At 68.8% G+C, this 17,910-nt stretch carries 12 protein-coding genes; 7 read left to right on the top strand and 5 right to left on the bottom strand.

Annotated features, from left to right (window positions below):
- Positions 1–21: 21 nt before the first annotated feature.
- Together ABIC44_RS02450 and ABIC44_RS02445 are read left to right on the top strand one after the other, a co-directional pair.
- A complete protein-coding gene (locus tag ABIC44_RS02450) occupies positions 22–3,435 on the top strand; it encodes a CheR family methyltransferase (protein ID WP_354293408.1) in 3,414 nt (1,137 codons plus the stop codon).
- Positions 3,428–3,814, top strand: coding sequence for a response regulator (locus ABIC44_RS02445; RefSeq protein WP_354293407.1), 387 nt, complete (start codon positions 3,428–3,430; stop codon positions 3,812–3,814). Before ABIC44_RS02450 ends, ABIC44_RS02445 begins: the two co-directional genes overlap by 8 nt.
- A 13-nt stretch (positions 3,815–3,827) precedes the next feature.
- Here ABIC44_RS02445 and ABIC44_RS02440 read toward each other — a convergent pair whose 3' ends face one another.
- From ABIC44_RS02440 to ABIC44_RS02420, 5 genes are read right to left on the bottom strand one after another with little or no spacing between them, the layout of a single operon-like run.
- A complete protein-coding gene (locus tag ABIC44_RS02440) occupies positions 3,828–5,102 on the bottom strand; it encodes a TolC family outer membrane protein (RefSeq protein WP_354293406.1) in 1,275 nt (424 codons plus the stop codon).
- The gene (locus ABIC44_RS02435) at positions 5,095–7,509 is read right to left on the bottom strand and encodes an ABC transporter permease (protein WP_354293405.1); all 2,415 of its coding nucleotides are present in this window, start codon (positions 7,507–7,509) and stop codon (positions 5,095–5,097) included. Before ABIC44_RS02435 ends, ABIC44_RS02440 begins: the two co-directional genes overlap by 8 nt.
- Positions 7,510–7,536: 27 nt before the next feature.
- Positions 7,537–8,298, bottom strand: coding sequence for a GIN domain-containing protein (locus ABIC44_RS02430; RefSeq protein ID WP_354293404.1), 762 nt, complete (start codon positions 8,296–8,298; stop codon positions 7,537–7,539).
- Between the two features lie 11 nt (positions 8,299–8,309).
- The gene (locus ABIC44_RS02425; RefSeq protein WP_307097969.1) at positions 8,310–8,987 is read right to left on the bottom strand and encodes an ABC transporter ATP-binding protein; all 678 of its coding nucleotides are present in this window, start codon (positions 8,985–8,987) and stop codon (positions 8,310–8,312) included.
- 13 nt (positions 8,988–9,000) lie between these two features.
- Positions 9,001–10,233 (bottom strand): efflux RND transporter periplasmic adaptor subunit, encoded by a 1,233-nt coding sequence (locus ABIC44_RS02420; protein WP_354293403.1) that lies wholly within the window; start codon positions 10,231–10,233, stop codon positions 9,001–9,003.
- A 207-nt stretch (positions 10,234–10,440) separates the two neighbouring features.
- Between ABIC44_RS02420 and ABIC44_RS02415 the strand changes: the two genes are divergently transcribed.
- The 5 genes from ABIC44_RS02415 (at position 10,441) to ABIC44_RS02395 (ending at position 17,711) form a co-directional block, all read left to right on the top strand.
- Positions 10,441–11,667 carry a sigma-54-dependent transcriptional regulator gene (locus ABIC44_RS02415; RefSeq protein ID WP_354293402.1) on the top strand — a complete coding sequence of 409 codons (1,227 nt, stop codon included), beginning with the start codon at positions 10,441–10,443 and terminating at the stop codon, positions 11,665–11,667.
- Complete coding sequence (locus ABIC44_RS02410; protein ID WP_354293401.1) at positions 11,630–12,799, top strand: sensor histidine kinase; 1,170 nt, start codon at positions 11,630–11,632, stop codon at positions 12,797–12,799. The genes ABIC44_RS02415 and ABIC44_RS02410 overlap by 38 nt, the downstream gene beginning before the upstream one ends.
- Before the next feature lie 157 nt (positions 12,800–12,956).
- A complete protein-coding gene (locus tag ABIC44_RS02405) occupies positions 12,957–14,363 on the top strand; it encodes a family 43 glycosylhydrolase (protein ID WP_354293400.1) in 1,407 nt (468 codons plus the stop codon).
- The gene (locus ABIC44_RS02400) at positions 14,360–16,651 is read left to right on the top strand and encodes a family 43 glycosylhydrolase (RefSeq protein WP_354293399.1); all 2,292 of its coding nucleotides are present in this window, start codon (positions 14,360–14,362) and stop codon (positions 16,649–16,651) included. Before ABIC44_RS02405 ends, ABIC44_RS02400 begins: the two co-directional genes overlap by 4 nt.
- Positions 16,652–16,706: 55 nt before the next feature.
- On the top strand, positions 16,707–17,711 hold the full coding sequence (locus ABIC44_RS02395) for an SMP-30/gluconolactonase/LRE family protein (RefSeq protein ID WP_354293398.1): 1,005 nt from the start codon (positions 16,707–16,709) through the stop codon (positions 17,709–17,711).
- Positions 17,712–17,910: the final 199 nt, after the last annotated feature.

Raw genomic sequence — 17,910 nt, 5'->3', positions numbered from 1 at the left:
CCCGCCGCCGGGGATCACGACATGCCGAACCATGACAGCCTGAGCGTGCCGGTGGTCGGCATCGGCGCCTCGGCGGGCGGGCTGGAGGCGCTTCGCGAGATGCTGACCCCGGCGCGCGCGCCGACCGGCATGGCCTTTGTCGTCGTCCAGCATCTCGACCCCAATCATGAGAGCATGCTGGCGCAACTGCTCGACCGGCACACCAATCTGGCGGTGCGTCAGTGCGAGGGGTTGGAGCGGATCGAGCCCGATCACGTCTATATCATTCCGCCCGGCCGGGGACTGGCGATACGCGGCGGCGTGCTGGAGCTGACCGACTTCATCCAGCCGCGCGGGCTGCGCCGCCCGATCGACGATTTCTTCCTGTCGCTGGCCAGCGACCAGCAGGCCAATGCCGCCTGCGTCATCCTGTCGGGCACCGGCGCGGACGGCACGACCGGGCTGCGCGCGATCAAGGAAAATGGCGGGGTCAGCGTCGTCCAGAAACCCGAAAGCGCCCGCTATGACGGCATGCCGCTTTCGGCGGTCGGTACCGGCCTGGTCGATTTCGTAAAGCCCGCAGGCGAGATACTGGATTGTCTCCACGCCTTTTTCGCGCGTCGTTCCGGCGATCCCAAGGAGGAAGAGGCCGAGGTCGTCGCCGATCATATCGACGATCTGTGCCGGGTGCTGCGCAACGCCATCGGCCATGACTTTTCGGGCTATAAGCGCACCACGCTGGTCCGTCGGGTCGAGCGGCGGATGCACGTTCTGGGCATCGCGACGGGTTCAGCCTATCTGGCGCGGGTCAAGCAGGATGCCGACGAGTGCGAGGCGCTGTTCCGCGACCTGCTGATCAACGTCACCCGCTTCTTCCGCGATGCCGAGCTGTTCGATACGCTGAAGGCCAAGGCGATCCTGCCGCTGACCCGCGCGCGCGACCCGGACGAGGATATCCGCATCTGGATTCCCGGCTGCTCCAGCGGCGAGGAAGCCTATAGCATCGCGATGCTCTTCGCCGAGGCCGCGCGCGAAAGCGGACAGCCGCTGGCGGTGCAGATCTTCGCGACCGACATAGACGAGCAGATGCTCCAGATCGCGCGCGAGGGCAGCTATCCCGCCGCCGCGCTGGCCGACATTCCGGCAGCGTTGCGCGAACGCTACACGATGCCGCATGCCGAGCGGTTCACGATCAGCGCGCAGATCCGCGACATGATCCGCTTCTCCAACCACAGCCTGGTCAAGGACCCGCCCTTTTCGCGGATCGACCTGGTGTCGTGCCGCAACCTGCTGATCTATTTCGACGATCGGTTGCAGCAATCGGTGTTGCCGCTGCTGCATTATGCGCTGCGGCCGGGCGGCTATCTGTTCCTGGGTCCGTCCGAGAGCGTCGGGCGGTTCGACCATCTCTTCCCCGCGATCGACGGCCATGCCCGCCTGTTCGAGCGCTCGCCGGGCTCCCCCTCCTATCCGATCGACCTGCCCGGCGGGACGAGCCGCAGCATCCGGCGGCGCGGCGAGCGCGGCGAGCGGGACCATGGCGCGCCGATGGGCGAGGAGAGCCTGGCGGCCCGCCGCATCGTCGATCGCTATGCCCCGCCCAGCATGGTGGTCGATCAGGACGGCGGCATCCTGGCCGCGTTCGGCAAGCTCAGCCGCTATTTCAACTTCCCCGTCACCCGCGCGGGCGGATCGAGCGCGGTGACGCTGGCGCGGACCGGCCTGCGCGAAGTGATCGGCCCGATGCTCCGCCAGGCGCGCGACGCCCGCAAGCGGATCGCCGCGCGCGACGTCGCGGTGACGACCGAATATGGCGTCCAGAAGGTCGAGGTGATCTGCGATCCGCTGACCGACGGATCGCTGCTGTTCCTGTTCCGCGATACCGAGCCGTTCAGCCCGATCGAGGCGAGCGACCTGGCCGATCTGGAACCCGGCGACGATCATATCGAGGCGCTGGAGGACGAACTTCGCCTGACCCGCCACCGCCTGCGCTCGACGGTCGAGGAACTGGAGACGGCGAACGAGGAGCTGAAAAGCTCCAACGAAGAAATGATGTCGATGAACGAGGAGCTTCAATCGACCAACGAGGAATTGTCGACCGTCAATGACGAGCTGAAGACCAAGGTCGACCAGCTGACCGTCGCCAATTCCGACCTGCGCAATTTCTTCGAATCGACCGACCTGGCGGTGGTGGTGCTCGACCGGCATCTGCGCGTGCGCAGCTATACCGAGGCGGCGCGCTCGATCTTCCCGCTGCAACCCAGCGACCGGGGGCGCCTGCTGGCCGATGTGTCGACCCGGCTGAGCAACACCGACTATCTCGACGGCGCGGCATCGATCGCGGCGGGCGGATCGCCGTCGCAGCAGCGCGTCACGACCCGCGACGGCGCGCGGACGCTGTCGCTGCGCATCCTGCCCTATCGCACCCAGTCGGACGGCATCGAGGGGGCGACGCTGGTCCTGACCGACATCACCGAGGCGCTCGGCATGGAACGCGCGCTGGCCGCCGAGCGCGAGCGGCTGGACCTGGCGATCAAGGCGGGCGGCATCGGCGTCTGGGAATATCGCGGCGACACCGGCGAGACCTTTCTGGACGACACCGGCCGCGCGCTGTTCGGCCTGGGCGCGGAGGATGACGGGGCCCGGATGGGCCGCTGGCTGGAGCGGATCATGCCTGAGGATCGCGCCGGGGTCGAACTGGGCATGGCCGAGGCGATGGCCGGGAACGGCGATTTCGAGATGACCTTCCGCCTCGACATCGACGGCACCCAGCGCTGGATCAAGGGCTTCGGCCGCCGCGTCACCACCAGTCCGCCGCACCGCATGGTCGGCGTGTCGATCGACGTGACCGCCGAATATGCCATCGCCGAGACGCGCGAGCTGATGCTGCGCGAGATGAACCACCGGGTGAAGAACCTGTTCGCGATCATCTCGGGGATCGTGTCGGCGGCGGCGCGTTCGCATGAGGATGTCACCGAGCTGGCCGACGATGTCCGCGAGCGCATCGCGACGCTGGGCCGCGCGCATTCGCTGGCCTCGCCCGCGGGCGAGCAGCAGGCGATCGAGCTGCGCGCCTTGGTGGAGGCGACGATCGCACCCTATAGCGGCCAGTCGAAGATCGCCATCGACGGCCCGCGCCTGCTGGTCGACCGCCGCTGCCTGTCGCCGCTGGCGTTGATCCTGCACGAATGGGCGACCAACTCGGTCAAATATGGCGCGCTGGCGCACCGACTGGGCGAGTTGTCCATCCATTGGACGCTGGCCGGGGGCACGCTGTCCATCGAGTGGGTCGAAACCGGCGGTTCGCCGACCGACAGCGGCGCGGCGCACGGTTTCGGGACACTTCTCGTCCAGACTTCCTCACGACAATTGGGTGCGCGGCTGGAGCGGAATTACGCCGATGGGCGTTTCATTCTTAACTTAGCTCTACCTGAAACGGTCCTCGCGCATGACTAAAACGATTTTGCTGGTCGAAGACGAATTTTTCGTAGCCCTGGATATCCAGACTATCATCGAAGACGGCGGCTATGAGGTCGACGGTCCTTATGTCAGCGTCGAGGAGGTGCTGGCGCATCTCGACGGCGATCGTCCCAACCTGGCCTGCGCGATTCTGGACGTCCGGCTGCGCGACGGCGAGGTCTTTCCGGCGGCCGAGCGGCTGCGCGAGGCGGGCGTGCCGTTGATCTTCCATTCGGGTCATGCCGATGAGCAGGCGCTGCAAAATCGCTATCCGGGCTCGGCGGTGTGCGGCAAGCCCTGCTCGCCCTCGCTGCTCCGCCGCACGCTGTCGATGGCGGTATCAGGCCCCAGCGAAGGCGACCGCGAAGCCAGTTGAGGCGGGTCCGCGCTCAGTCGAACGCGCCCCGTCCCATCCGCCCGGTCGCGCGCAGCAGCGCGGCCTGCGCCGTCAGCACATCGACCTTCGCCCGCGCCACCGCCAGCTGCGCCGAGCGATAGCTCTGATCGGCGACCAGAATGTCAATGGTCGAACGGAGCCCGAACCCATATTCGGCGCGCACGCCCTTCAGCGCGAGGTCGGCGGCGGACAGCCCCTCCACACTGGCCTTCAGCCGTCCCTCGGCCGCGATCAGCGAGGCCCAGGCGGTATCCGCGCTCCGGACCGCATTGCGCGCGGCCGTCTCGACATCGAAACGCTCCGCCCGCCGCACCGCCTCCGCCTGCCGGACATGCGATGCGACCAGCCCCCCGGTCAACAGCGGCACCCGCAGGCCCAGCCCCGCGCTCGCGGCGCTGTCGAAGCCGGTCCAGCGGCCGCCCGCCACCTGCACCCCGCGCCCGTAATTTCCGGTCAGGTCGAGCGCGGGTGCGCGTTCGGCGCGGGCCTGATCGACCCGCGCCGACGCCGCCTCCACCCGCTGTCGCTGCGCCAGCAGCAGCGGATTGGCCGCCTCCGCCGCGCCGCGCGCATCGGCCAGGGTGCGGGGCAAGGCCGTGGGCGGCGCGATCGTCGCGTCGAGCGCCCCCGCGTCGCGCCCCACGACCGCGCGATAGCTCGCCGCCGCCGTCGCCGCCGCCCCTTCGGCATCGACGAGGTTGGAGACGACGCTGGCCCGCTGCGCCTCCAGCTGGGCGATGTCGGTGCGCGTCGCCTGCCCCAGGCCATAGCGCGAGCGGGCCTCCGCCACCTGTCGGTCGAGCCGCTCGATCCCGACCCGCGCGATCTCCACCGCCTGTTGCGTATAGAGCAGGTCGGCATAGGCGCCGACGACACGCTCGAGCACATCGGCCTCGACATCGCGCAGCGCCTCGCCCCCCGCCGCGACATCGCCGTCCGCCGCACGCACCGCCGCGCGCACCCGCCCGCCGGTCCAGATCGGCAAGGTCGCCGTCACCGCGCCGGTCCCGCTCGACGCGCCCGAACGCCTGCCCGTGTCGTCATAGCCCAGCCGGTCATAACCCGCGCCGCCCGTCGCCGCCGCGGTCAGCCGCCCGGTCGCGCGCGCCTGGTTGGGCGTCTCGGCCAGCGCCTCCTGCCGGGCGCGCGCGGCGGCGAGTTGGGGATTGCCGTCCCATGCCGCGGCAATGGCATCGCGCAGGGTTTCGCCCGACGCGGGCACGGCCAGGGCCAGCGCCGCCCCAGCCAGAAGCCACCGCCTAGTCATGACGCAGCGCCCAGGCCGGTGCCGCCCGGCTGGCCCGCAGCGACTGACCCAGCACGGTCAGCACCGCGATGGTCAGCGCCAGCGCGGTGGCGGCGAGGAAATAGAGCGGCGACAGGCTGATGCGATCCTCGAACCCCGCCAGCCATGTCCGCATCGCGACATAGGCGAGCGGCCAGGCGAGGAGATTGGCCAGGATGACGGGCCGCAGGAACTGTCCGACCAGCAGCTTCACGATGGCAGCCGACGACGCGCCCAGCGTCTTGCGGATCCCGATCTCCTTCACCCGCCGCTGGGTGTTGAACGAGGCCAGACCCCAGAGGCCGACGCAGCCGATCAGGACGGCTAAGCCCGCTCCGATGCCGAACAAGCGGGCCGCGTGCTCGTCGGCCTTGTAATAGCGGTCGAGACGCTCATCCGCTGTCTGGCCACCGAACGGTACCTGGGGCGCCAATCGCTGCCAGATGCTGCGGATCTGCGCCAAGGTCGCACGCGGATCGCCCGACACCCGAACGCTTGCGACGGTAACGGAGGATGGCGCCTTTGTCGTATAGTAATAATAGGTTGCGGCCGTCGGATCATGTGGCGATTCAAAGCGGACATTGGGAATGACGCCGATGATCGTGCGTGGACGATCACCCCCCACCGTCTTGCCGACCGCCTGCTCAGGCGACTTGAAGCCAAGTGTGCTGACCGCCTTCTGGTTGATGACGATGTTATTCCCGCCGCCGTCGGCCACCAGACTACGATCGTCGCTACGATGCGCGTCGTCGAACAATCGGCCGGCGATAGGGCTGACACCCTGCGTCTTGAAAAAATCGCGACCGACATCGACCCAATTCAGCATGGGTCCGTTTCCAGCCACACCTGGCAACGGCACATTGTCGCTGCTTTTGCTGCCGCTACCGCCCGGCACGAAATTGGATACGCCGACGGCGCGTACGTTCGGCAATGCCCTGATCGCCGCAATGATCGCGTCGGCACGCGTCGGTCCGATCTGATCGCTCGATAACGACGGAATGATCAGAAGGCCGTCGCGCCGAAAACCCCGGTCAGCGTTGCGGACATGCCAGGTCTGCGCCACCAGCACGGCCGTACCGATCATGAACGCGATCGCCAGACCAAACTGAAAGACGACCAAAGCCTCACGCGTTCGTGTGCCGGAACGGCCGCCACCGGGTGTACGCGACGAAGCGAGAACCGAGGCGGCGGGAAATTGGGCAAGAACCATTGCAGGATAGAAGCCCGCCGTGACACCGGTAACGACCACCAGCAACGCCAGCGCGGGCAGCACAAGCCGATACGGTATGGTCAGTGACAGGCCGCCCGCGGCATTGACCAGCGGCAGGCCTAGTTCGGCGAGGATCAGGCCGAACAATGCGGCCAAGGCAACCATCGATATGGCCTCGCCGAGAAACTGGCGGATCAGCGCGAAGCGATCGGCACCGAGCACCTTGCGCATCGCAACTTCACGGGCCCGCAGTCCTGATCGCGCAGTCGCAAGGTTCACATAGTTGACCAGCGCGATGAGCAGCGTCACGACGCCGACGACACCCAGCGTCACCACGGTCATGCGCTGCCCTTCGCCGACATCCGGGGCCAGATGGACTTTGGCCAAGGGGTAAAGCGCAATGCCGATCTGATCCGATGGACGACCATCCAAATCGTTCGCGCCATGCCGATCGATGAAGCCGGGCATTTTCTGCTCGAAACTCCGTGCCGCTGCCGACGTATCGAAACGCAGATAGGTCGTCAGCGCCGTGCTGCCCCAATGAGTCCATTGGGGAGAATGAGGCGTGCGCGGCAAGGGGACGAGAATCGTGAATTGCTGTTCGGTCGCATGGGGCAGGTCCCGGAACACACCGTTGACCCGATATTGCTTCGGCGCATCCCCGACGATCGTCATGGTTCGGCCGATAGGGTCTTGGTTGCCGAAATATTTGCGCGCGAGACTTTCGCTGATGAGCGTACCCGTCGGGCTTGCAAGACCCTGACGCCCGTTTCCCCGCACCATCGGCAGGTCGAATACATCGAAGAAGGACGGGTCGACTTGCGCGACATCCTCCTGTGTGGCGACGCCGTTGACCAGCACGCTGCCGCCCCCCTTGCCGCCGCTCAGTCGCGTGCCGATGACGCCGGGAAAATCACCCCGCAACTGGTCGAGCAGACCACCCATCGTCTCGGCCGACGGACCGTTGAACTCGCTGCCCTTCAGATTCCATACGGTCTCGACCAGATAAATCTTGTCATGGTTCGGCAGCCATTTCTCATACCCCGTCTCGAACCGAACATAGAGGCCCAGCACCAGGAACACGGCGATGCCCACCGCCAGCCCCCCGATGTTGAGCGCGGCATAGAGCTTGTGGCGCACAAGCGAGCGATAGAGCGAGAGAAGTGCGTAGCGGTTCATGATGACAGCCCCCCCGATAATCCCGGCTCAGCCGCAGGTGACGCGGGCAAAGCCGCTCTTGTCGATGCTGCATTGCGGGCGGCCGCTCACGACGACACGGGTCATACCGCTGGCGTCGATGGTCGCCGGTCCGTCGGCTTGCGCCCGCACGCCGCCCGTTCCGCTGGCATCGACCGACAGGTTGCGGGCGGACATGGCGGTGGTATCGACATTGCCGGTGCCGCTGCTGTCGATCGCCAAGGCTTCGACCGCGCCCGCCCCTCGGATCGAGCCGGTCCCGTTCAGCTCGAGCGACAGCCTGGCAATCCGGATGCCCTGAAGCATGGCGTTCCCTGTTCCGGACATGACGATCCCCACGCGCTGACTTCGCAGGCCCTCGACGGTCAGGTTGCCGGTGCCCGTCATGTCCGCCTGGAACTCCGCCGCCTCGAAGGGGCGAAGCCGAAAGGAGCCGGTGCCCTCCGACTCGACCGCCCGCAGGCGCGGCAGCGTGATTTCGAGCGTGACGCCCGGCCGCCTGGCGCGGCTGTCGCACATATGCTCGGGGCGGTCGACGATCAGCTTTTGCCCCCGCACCTCGGCGCGGATGACGGCCAGGGATATGGATGGCCCGATCGCCCTGACCGAAAAGTCGGAGCCGATCGTGACCACGGCACTGTCACACCCTTCGAGGGAAATCCGGTCGAACCCGCGCACATCGAAGCTGCGCGAGGTCTGGGCATTGTCCTGCGCGGAGGCGCCAACGGCGGCGAGCGAGAGCAGGGCGATGGCGGGGATCATGGTCTTCATCACAAATCCTTTCAGATCGCGCGCATGGCGCTGGCGACGATGCGGCCGTCGAGCATGTCGATGCGGCGCTTGGCGAGGTCGGCATGGCTGGGCGAGTGGGTGACCATCACGATGGTCGCGCCCGCATCGTTCAGGCCGGTCAGGATGTTCATCACCTGCTCGCCATTGGCGGTGTCGAGATTGCCGGTCGGCTCGTCCGCCAGGATCAGCTTGGGGTCGCCGACGATCGCGCGGGCGATGGCGGCGCGCTGCTGCTGACCGCCCGACAACTGGTGCGGGAAGTGGCGCGCGCGGTGGGCGATGCCGACCTTGTCCATCGCCGCCGCCACCCGGCCGCGACGATCCCCCGCATCGCTGCGATAGGCGAGGCCGAGCGCGACATTCTCCTCGATGGTCAGCTCGTCGATCAGGTTGAAGCTCTGGAAGACGAAGCCCAGCGTCTCGGCACGGAACTTCGCCAGTTCCTTTTCGTCCATCGCCGCCAGATCGCGGTCGCCGAACAGGTATCGCCCGCCCGTCGGCCGGTCGACCGTGCCCAGCGTGTTGAGCAAGGTCGACTTGCCACAACCCGAGGGGCCCATGATGGCCAGGAACTCGCCCGCCGCCACATGCAGGTCGATATCGTGCAGCGCGGTCGTCTCCACCTCGTCGGAGACATAGCGGCGCTGAATGCCTTCCAGTCGGATCATCTGTCGGTCCCCCTTATCGGATGTTCAGTATGTCGCCCTTCACGGACGATGTGTTGCTGGTGACGATGCGCTCGCCGGGGTTGAGGCCGGACAGGATCTCCACCTGTTCGGGATTGCGGCGGCCGATGCGCACGGTGCGGCGGCGGGCATGCGCGCCGTCGGGATCGAGGATGAAGGCCGAGCTGCCGCCCGCCTCCAGCCAGCCGCCGACCGGGGCGACCAGCGCGCGGCTCGCGGCGCCCAGCGTGATGCGGATGTCGATCGTCTGCCCGCGATTGAGCCCGGCGGGCGCGCGGTCGAAGGTCAGCTCGACCTGGAACCGCCCGTCCTTCACCGCGGGCAGCACCTTCGACACGGTCAGCCCGACGCCCTCCGAGGTCGTCGCCTTCTGGCCCACCGCAACACGGCCCAGATAATATTCGTCGACCTGCGCGACGAGCTTCCACGACCCCTCGCTATCGACCTGGCCCGCCGGATCGCCGGGCTTGAGCGTCTGGCCCGGCTGGATCGTGAAATTGGTCAGCCGTCCGCCTGTCGGCGCGCGGATGGTCAGCGCCTCCAGTCCGGCGCGAACCGCCGCCAGATTGCCCGACAGCCGCGTCTGTGTGTCGGACAGCCGCGCGGATTGGGTCGCGGTGATCCGCGCCTCGGTCGCGCGGCCGGACCTGAGCTGGGCGAGGCGCTTTTCCTGATAGGCGGCCTCCTCCTCGAAGCTGCGGACGCCCGCATCCGACAGAAAGCCCTGATCGTGAAGCTGGCGCCGGATACCCAGGTCGCGCCGCGCCTTGATGAGGTCATATTCGGCCTGCGCCACCTGCCCCGCGCGGTCGAGCTTGTTGCGCTCGATCCCCAGCCCCTCGCTCGCCACGCCGCCCAGCTGGCTGGCGATCTGCGCCTCGCGGGTGAGCACGTCGAGCTTGAGCTGCGGATTGGCGAGGGTGGCGAGCGGCTGTCCCTCGCGAACCATGTCGCCGTCCTGCGCCAGCAGCTTCTCGACCTGTCCGCCCGCCAGCACGCCGACCAGCGTGGTGACGCGCGGCGTCACCGTGGCGCGGACCGGCAGGTAATCGTCGAACGCGGCGCGCGTGACCTCGCCCGTGTCGACATTGGCGGCGGCGATGTCGGTCGATCCGGCGGCGGGCAGGAAGTGCCAGACCAGCCCCGCGCCGATCACCACCAGCATGGCGATCACGACCGCGCGGCGACGCCACCAGGGGACGGGCTTTCGCGCGATCCGCCGGTCCATCGCGGCCCCCGGCGGGGTCCCCGAAACGCCTCCGCCATCCCCGCTGGCGGAAGTGATTGCGCCTGTCATCTGTTCGGTCATCATGGGACGAATGTCACCCAGGACGGCCGAAAAACCTAAAGCCCTATGAAACCGCCACTTTCCCCGCCGACCGCCGAATCCGACCGTTCGCGTCCGGACAGCCTGTCCGGAAATGGACGGTGCGGGGTGTCGTCAAGCGCGCTGTCGATCCTGGTCATTGACGACAATCCGCGCATCGCCGAATCGCTGGGCATCGCGATCGAGATGGCCGGACACCGGCTGGATATCGCATCGGGGCCGGAAGAGGGCTTTTCCCGCCTGGCGGCGCAGCGGTACGACGCGATCCTGCTCGACCTCAACTATGCCGCCGGACGCACCGATGGCGCGGAGGGGCTGGCCATGCTCGCGCGGCTGCTCGCCGACGATCCGGCGGCCTGCATCATCGTCATCACCGCCCACAGCGGCATACGCCTGGCCGTCGCCGCGATGCAGGCGGGCGCGCGCGATTTCGTCATGAAGCCGTGGCGCAATGCCGAGCTGATCGCCAAGATCGAGGTCGCCGCCGCCCGCGCCGCCCCGCGCTCCGATCGTCCCCATGTCTATGGCGGCGAGGTCCCCGGCGGCGAACCCGCCCGGCTGTTGGGGGACAGTCCCGCGATCGAGCAGGTGCGCGCGCTGATCCGCCGCGTCGGGCCGACCCGGGCGGGGATCGTCGTCACCGGCCCGTCGGGCGCGGGGCGGACGCTGATCGCCCAGGCGGTCCACGCCGCCTCCGGTGATGCGGACCGGCCGATGGCGCGGCTGGACCTGCGCGATATGGCGGCGTGGGACCGGCTGGCCGGTGAAGAGGCCGGGACCTGGCTGTTGCGCCATCCCGACCGGCTGGACGAGGTCGCGCAGGCGCGGCTGCTCGATCGGCTGCCAATGGCGGCGCGCTTCATCGCGATCGCCGACGATCCGGGCGGGATCACCCCGGCGCTGGCGCGGCGGATCGCGACGGTGGAGATCGCCGCCCCCTCGCTCGCCCGGCGTCAGGCGGACATTCCCCTGCTCGCGCGCCATTTCGCCCGGATCGCGGCCGAGCGGCATGGTCGCCCCGCCCCACGCTTCACCCCGGCGGCGGAGGCGCTGCTGATCTCCGCGCCATGGCCCGACGAGGCGCGCGGCCTGTCCGCCGCGATCGAGCGGGCGCTGCTGCTGGGGGATGGTGGCGTGATCGAGGCGGCGCTGCTCGCCCCCGCCGCGCCGGTCGTCGCCGCCGCCCCGCGCTCCAGCTTCGACCTGGACGAAACCGAGCGGGGGATGATCGAGGCGGCGCTGATCGAGCATCATCACAACGTCACCCATGCCGCCCAGGCCCTGGGGCTCAGCCGGGGTGCGCTATATCGTCGCATGGCGCGCCATGGTCTTTGACGCGCCCACCCGGCGGGTCGTCGCCATCCTCCTGTCGGGACTGATGCTGACGCTGTTCGGCGGGCTGATGGTGGTGGCGTGGCAGAACGGCATGCTGGGGTCGATGCTGGGGCTGGGCCTGGGCACCGGCTGGCTGATCGGGGCGATCGGCTGGGCCGCCGCGCGGACACCCCTCCTGCCCCCCGCCCCCGCGCCCGCCGACATGGCGCCGCGCGGGCCGCCGCTCCATGCGCTGTTCGACCAGATCCCCTTGCCGCTACTGCGGATCGAGGGGCGATCGGCGCGGGCGCTCAACCGTGCCGGCCGGACGCTGTTCGCGACCGACGACCGCCTGCCATCGCCGCCGCCCGCGCTGTTCGAGCCGCAGGAAAGCCGGTTGCGGCATGAGGGGCGAAGCTGGCGGATCGAACGAGTCGAGGCCGGACCCGAGCGCGCGCTGGCCATGCTGATCGATGTCGAGGCGGAGCGCCGCACCGCCGAGGCGCATGCCGATAGCGAGATGATCGACATATTGGGGCACGAGCTGCTGAACGGCCTGTCGCCGATCGTGTCGCTGGCCGACAGCGCGGTGATGGCGGCGGAGCGGCAGGATGCGCGACTGCACGGCATCCTCGCCACCCTTGCAAGGCGGATCGAGGGGCTGGAGCGGTTCACCCGCGCCTATCGCACGCTGGCCCGGCTGCCCGATCCGGTCCGCAATCCGTTCAAGGTCGCTGAGTTGGCCGTCGATCTGGCGCGGTTGTTCGAGCAGCGCTTCGGAAGCGGGGTCGCGCTCTCCATGGCGGTGCCGGACGGACTGATCGGGCGGTGCGACCGCGATCAGATGACGCAAGCGCTCTGGGCACTCCTGCAAAACGCGGCCGAGGCGGCGCTGGGCGGAGCGGTCGCGCCGCAGGTGACGCTGACCGCCGCGATGGACGGGCCTAGCCTGCGCTTTGCGATTACCGACAGCGGCGGCGGCGTAGCGGGGCCGGAGCGCGCGCGGATCTTCCGCCCCTTCCACACCACCAAACCCGACGGGTCGGGCATCGGCCTGACCCTGGCCCGCCGCATCGCCCGCGCGCATGGCGGCGACCTGACGCTGTTGCCGGTGGCGACGACGACATTCGCACTGGCCATACCCGGCGAATAGGGCAACCTTGCCGCTTTACTTGTAGGACATAATAATCGATCCTGCCTCGAAATCACAGCATCGGGGAGCGGGAATGTCGGGCAGGATACCGGGATTGGGGCGCGGGCAAGGGCTTTTGCTGGCGTTGGCCAGCGTCGCCATCACTCCGACATGGGCGATGCCCGCCGCACCGACCCCTCCAGTGGCAGTGCCCGCCGATGACGCGACGGCGCTGGTGTACCGGGTGGCGGATGCGATCCGTCGCGATCCCGCGCTGACCGTGCCGATCCGGGGCAGCATCACCCTGCCCGATACCGCCGCCGATCTTGCCGCCACATCCGACGACCCGCAGGCCCGTCTCGTCACGATAGGCTGGCGCTCGTCGGCCCCGGCGATCCTGTCGGACAGCGACCGGGGCCGGGGCGACGTTCGGGTCCGCAAGGGCGTGGTCCATCGCGGCCGGACCGACCGCCGGGTTCGGCTGACCGCGACCGTCACCGCGCCGGGGGCCGCGCCGGTCATGGTCCCGCTCGACCTGACGGTCCTGGCCGCCGCCGCGCCGCGTCCCGCCGACATGAGCGCCTATATGTTCGTCTATTTCCATTCCGACACGGTGGAGGGCGAGAAGCTGCGCTTTGCGGTTTCGGACGGCAACAATGCGCTGCGATGGCGGGAGCTGAACGGCGCACGGCCGGTCCTGGAGTCGAGCAAGGGCACGATGGGCCTGCGCGATCCGTTCATCCTGCGATCGGCGGAGGGCGACCGCTTCTTCCTGCTGGCGACCGACCTGTCGGTGGGGCGCAGCGGCTGGGGCGGCGCGACCGACAAGGGCAGCCATTACCTGGAAATCTGGGAATCGACCGACCTCGTCCACTGGAGCGAGCAGCGTCATGTGAAGGTCAACCTTCCCCAAGCGGGCATGACCTGGGCGCCCGAGGCGACCTATGACCCGACGATCCAGGCCTATGTCGTCTATTGGACATCGACCCTGTTCACCGATGCCAGCCACCGGACCAGTGACGGCAATGGGCCGCAAATCCTGATCTCCACCACCCGCGACTTCCGCCATTTCACCCCGCCCCGCCCCTGGTTCAAGGCCGCCGACCTGCCCTTTCTGGTGAAAGACAAGGGCATGATCGACTCCACCGTGCTCAAGGACGGCGCGGACTATTACCGCTTCACCAAGGTGTCGGAGGTGTCGGGCTGTCCTTCGTCGGACATCATGGGTCAGCGTTCCCGCACGCTGCGCGCTACCGGCCATTCGGGTGCGTGGCACACCATCGACCGCTGCATCGGCCGAAAGGCGGGGACGCCCGAGGTCGAGGGGCCGAGCGCCTTCGTCGCCAATCCGGGCGACACCAGCGGGTTCCGATATTTCCTCTGGGTCGATAATTATGGCGGCGTCGGTTACATCCCGCTCGCCACCCGGTCGCTGCGCGGCACCATCCGATGGACCTATCCCAAGGATTTCCGCCTGCCCGCCTCGCCGCGTCACGGCTCGGTCCTGTCGATCACCGCCAAGGAACGGGACGCGCTGGTCGCCCGCTGGAGCCCCGCCGCGCCGACCAGCGGTGCGGAGCGATGAGCGGGTTGCTTCGCGCCGCCGCCTGGCCGCTGATCGTCATGGCCGCCCCCGGCTCCGCCCAGCCGGTCGCGGCGCAAGCGTCCCCCTGGATCGTGCCGCCGGTCATGGCATCGGGCAGCCGCCTGCCCGTCTCGCCCGAGGGAGCGATACGCTGGTCCGCCGACCGACCGGTGCTGGATGGCGATCGCCTGGTCCTTCGCGGCGATCGGCCGGTTCGCGTCACGCTGACCGGGCGTCGCGTCACGGCCGGGGCCGGGGCCGAGGAGAAGCGCTTCACCGTCACCCTCCTGCCCCGATCCGCGCCGCGCCTGTCGGCCTATGGTCGCAGCCCGACCGATGCGCATGACGCGAACCAGCCGATCATCGCCCGCTCGGTCCATCTGGCGCTTGCCACCGGCGATGGCGCCGCAACCCCGCTCAACGCGAATTACGGCATCCTCTTTCCCATCGGCGAATATGTCGGGGTCGACCGGGTCGAGCATCGCGGGATCGTCACCCCTTCGCTGTTCCATTTCGCCGATGGCAGCCTGGGCGTCATCGCAACGCGGGTCGATCTGGCGGGAAAGCCGGATAAGTCGCAGCGGTCGAGCGCGCTGGTGTTCAAGAGCGATCCCGCCAGTCCCGCCGACTTCACCGAACTGGGGCTGATCGACCTTGGCACGACCGGCGGCGTCGTCGCCCCGCGTGCGATCTGGGACAGTGCCGCGCGGCGCTATCGGGTCGCCTGGCGTGACGATGCGGGCAAGCCGCATTGGGCCAGCGTCGCCGATCTGGCACGGACCGAGCGGGTGGCGACGCCCTTCTTCCCCGATCATGATGGACGCCGGATGCGCATCGTCGCGGCGGGCAATGTCGGTGCGGTGCAGGCGGGCGAGGTCGCCGGAATGGCGGAGGACGACGCCGCCCTGCCGCTCGACAGCCGGACCGCCGCCGCGCTGGCCGATCGCTATGGCCGGATCGTCAATCTGCGAGCCATGGTCGACCCGCGCCGCATCACGATCGCGCAAATCCCCCAGCTGGCGAAAGCGCGGGCGCGCCTCACCTATTCGGACGGATCGTCCGCGACACGGGGCGTCGACTGGGACTCCGCCGATCTGGCGCGGGTCGCCCGCGGCGGGCCGGGGCATTATGTCGTGCGGGGGACCGTCCGCCAGCCCGTCTATCCGGCCATCTTCGCCTATAACCGCGCCGATCCGGTCATCTATCCCTACGCACGGGACGGCCGGGTCCGTTATCTGTTCATCGCGACCGACGATACGAACAACGACAATGTCGGATCGGTCCATCTGCCGATCCGGGTCGCGGACAGCATCGCGGCGCTGGCCGACGACCATGGCGGGCGGGGGCGCGAGGTCGACCTGCTCAACCGCCTGACCCGGCGCGACCGTACCGCCGAGGGACGCGTGATCGCCGGATGCTATTGGGCGCCCGAACTGCACGAGATTGGCGGGCGGCTGTCCATCCTGTTCGCGCCCTGCTTCAACCCCAAGGACGATCAGTCGAACAAGGACGGCGCCTGGGACCGGGTGGCGTCGCATATCATGCAGTTGCGGCCCGGCGGCGATCCCGCCGACCCCGCCGACTGGTCGCGGCCCGCCGCCATTCGAAAGGCGGACGGATCACCGCTGGGTCGCGCCGAATTCGCCCGCAACATCAGCCTCGACATGTCCTATGTCACGATCGGCGGGAAGGCCTATTACACCTGGTCGCAGCGCTATCTGCCCGGCCAGGGCCCGCTGGGCGATCCGCTGACCTGGATCGCACGGGTCGATCCGGCGCATCCCACCCGCCTCACCTCCACCCCGCGCCCGATCGTCGCGCCGACACGGTCCTTCGAGGAAAATCTGTCCGAAGGGGCCTTTGCCCTCCATCATGGCGGACGCACCCATCTGATCTATTCCAGCTCGGGGGTCAGCCCGACCTATGTCGTCGGCGGCGCATGGCTCCGCGACGGGGAGGACCCGACGCGGATCGACAACTGGCACAAATGGAACGCGCCGCTCCAGCATAGCGAGCCGATGCCCAAGGGCGTCGTCGACTATCGCCGGTACGAACAAGGGGTCGGCCACGGCGCATTCACCACCGACGAGGACGGGAATCCGCTCTACGTCTATCACAGCTGGGGCGACGGGGTGGGCGGCAATGGTCGCGACACGCGCCTGCGCCGGGTCCATTGGGCCGCCGATGGTCGCCCCGTCCTCGACATGACCCGTGACGAGGAGGTCGCGCCGTCGCAGCGGAGCGTGACGATGCGGGTGACGGTCACGCGCGGCAAGGCCCGGCGATGACGCCCCGGTCCGCCCGCTTGCCGGGTGACCGCTTTTCCCGCAAGCTGCCGAAATCATGACACTCTCCCGCCGCTCCGTGCTTGCCGCCGGTCTCGCCATGCTCGCCGCGCCCGCGGGTGCGGAGACGACCCCGCGCCTCCGCCGCCTTTCGCCGCGGCTCGACCGGATGATCGCGCCGGGGAGCGAGCCGGAGGTGATCGCGACCGGCATACGCTGGGCCGAGGGGCCCTTATGGGTGCCGCGTGGCGGCTATCTCCTCTTCTCCGATCCGCCCGCCAATATCGTCCGCCGGTGGCAGCGCGGCCGCGCGGTGTCGGTCGTGCTCGATCCGTCGGGCGCACCGGGCACCGATCCGGCGCTGGTCCGCGAGCCCGGCGCCAACGGGCTGGCGCTGGACGGGGACGGCGCGCTGTTGATCGCCAATAGCGGCGGGCGATCGATCGACCGGGTCGACCTGACCACCGGCCGCCGCATCGTGCTGGCCGATCGCCATGCGGGCAAGCGCTTCAACAGCCCCAACGATCTGCATGTCGCGCGCGACGGGACGATCTGGTTCACCGATCCACCCTATGGCCTGAAGGACGGCGACACGTCGGCGCTGAAGGAACAGACGGTCAACGGCGTCTATCGCCGCCGCCCCGATGGCCGGATCGACCTGATCGACGGCGATCTGACCCGCCCCAACGGCATCGCCTTGTCGCCCAACGAGCGCCGCCTCTATGTCTCGGTTTCGGACGAAGCCGCGCCCCGGATCATGGTCTATGATCTGGACGCCAAGGGCATGGCGCGCGGGCGGCGCGTGCTGCTCGATGCGCGGTCGATGCTGGCGGCGGGCGGCGCCGGACTGCCCGACGGCATGAAGGTCGCGCGCGACGGCACGCTGGTCTGCTCGGTGCCCGGCGGCATGATGCTGATGACACCGGAGGCCGAGCCGCTCGGTCTGATCGAACAGGACGCGCCGATCGCCAACTGCGCCTTTGGCGAGGGCGGCCGCGCGTTGTTCCTGGCGGCGAACGACCGCATCCTGCGCGTGGCGCTCCGCCCGGGCTGGCATGGATAAAGCCGTCCGGCGCGGTCCGGCATCAGCAGCGCCGCGCCCCACTCACGGATCGCCATCCGGCATGCTTTCATGACCGGGCGCCATGCCGAACGCGAACGGCCGACCGGGTCGACCGCGCCGCCGAATCGCGTTGTCGTGCCCGGTGACCCAACCGTGTTATTTTGTCTGATGAAAAGGCTGCAACGACTCATTTCCGCTT

The organism is Sphingomonas sp. 1185 (assembly GCF_040544655.1).
Lineage (GTDB): Bacteria > Pseudomonadota > Alphaproteobacteria > Sphingomonadales > Sphingomonadaceae > Sphingomonas.
Note: the sequence above shows the minus strand (reverse complement) of the source record. Positions and strands in the feature narration are given on the sequence as shown.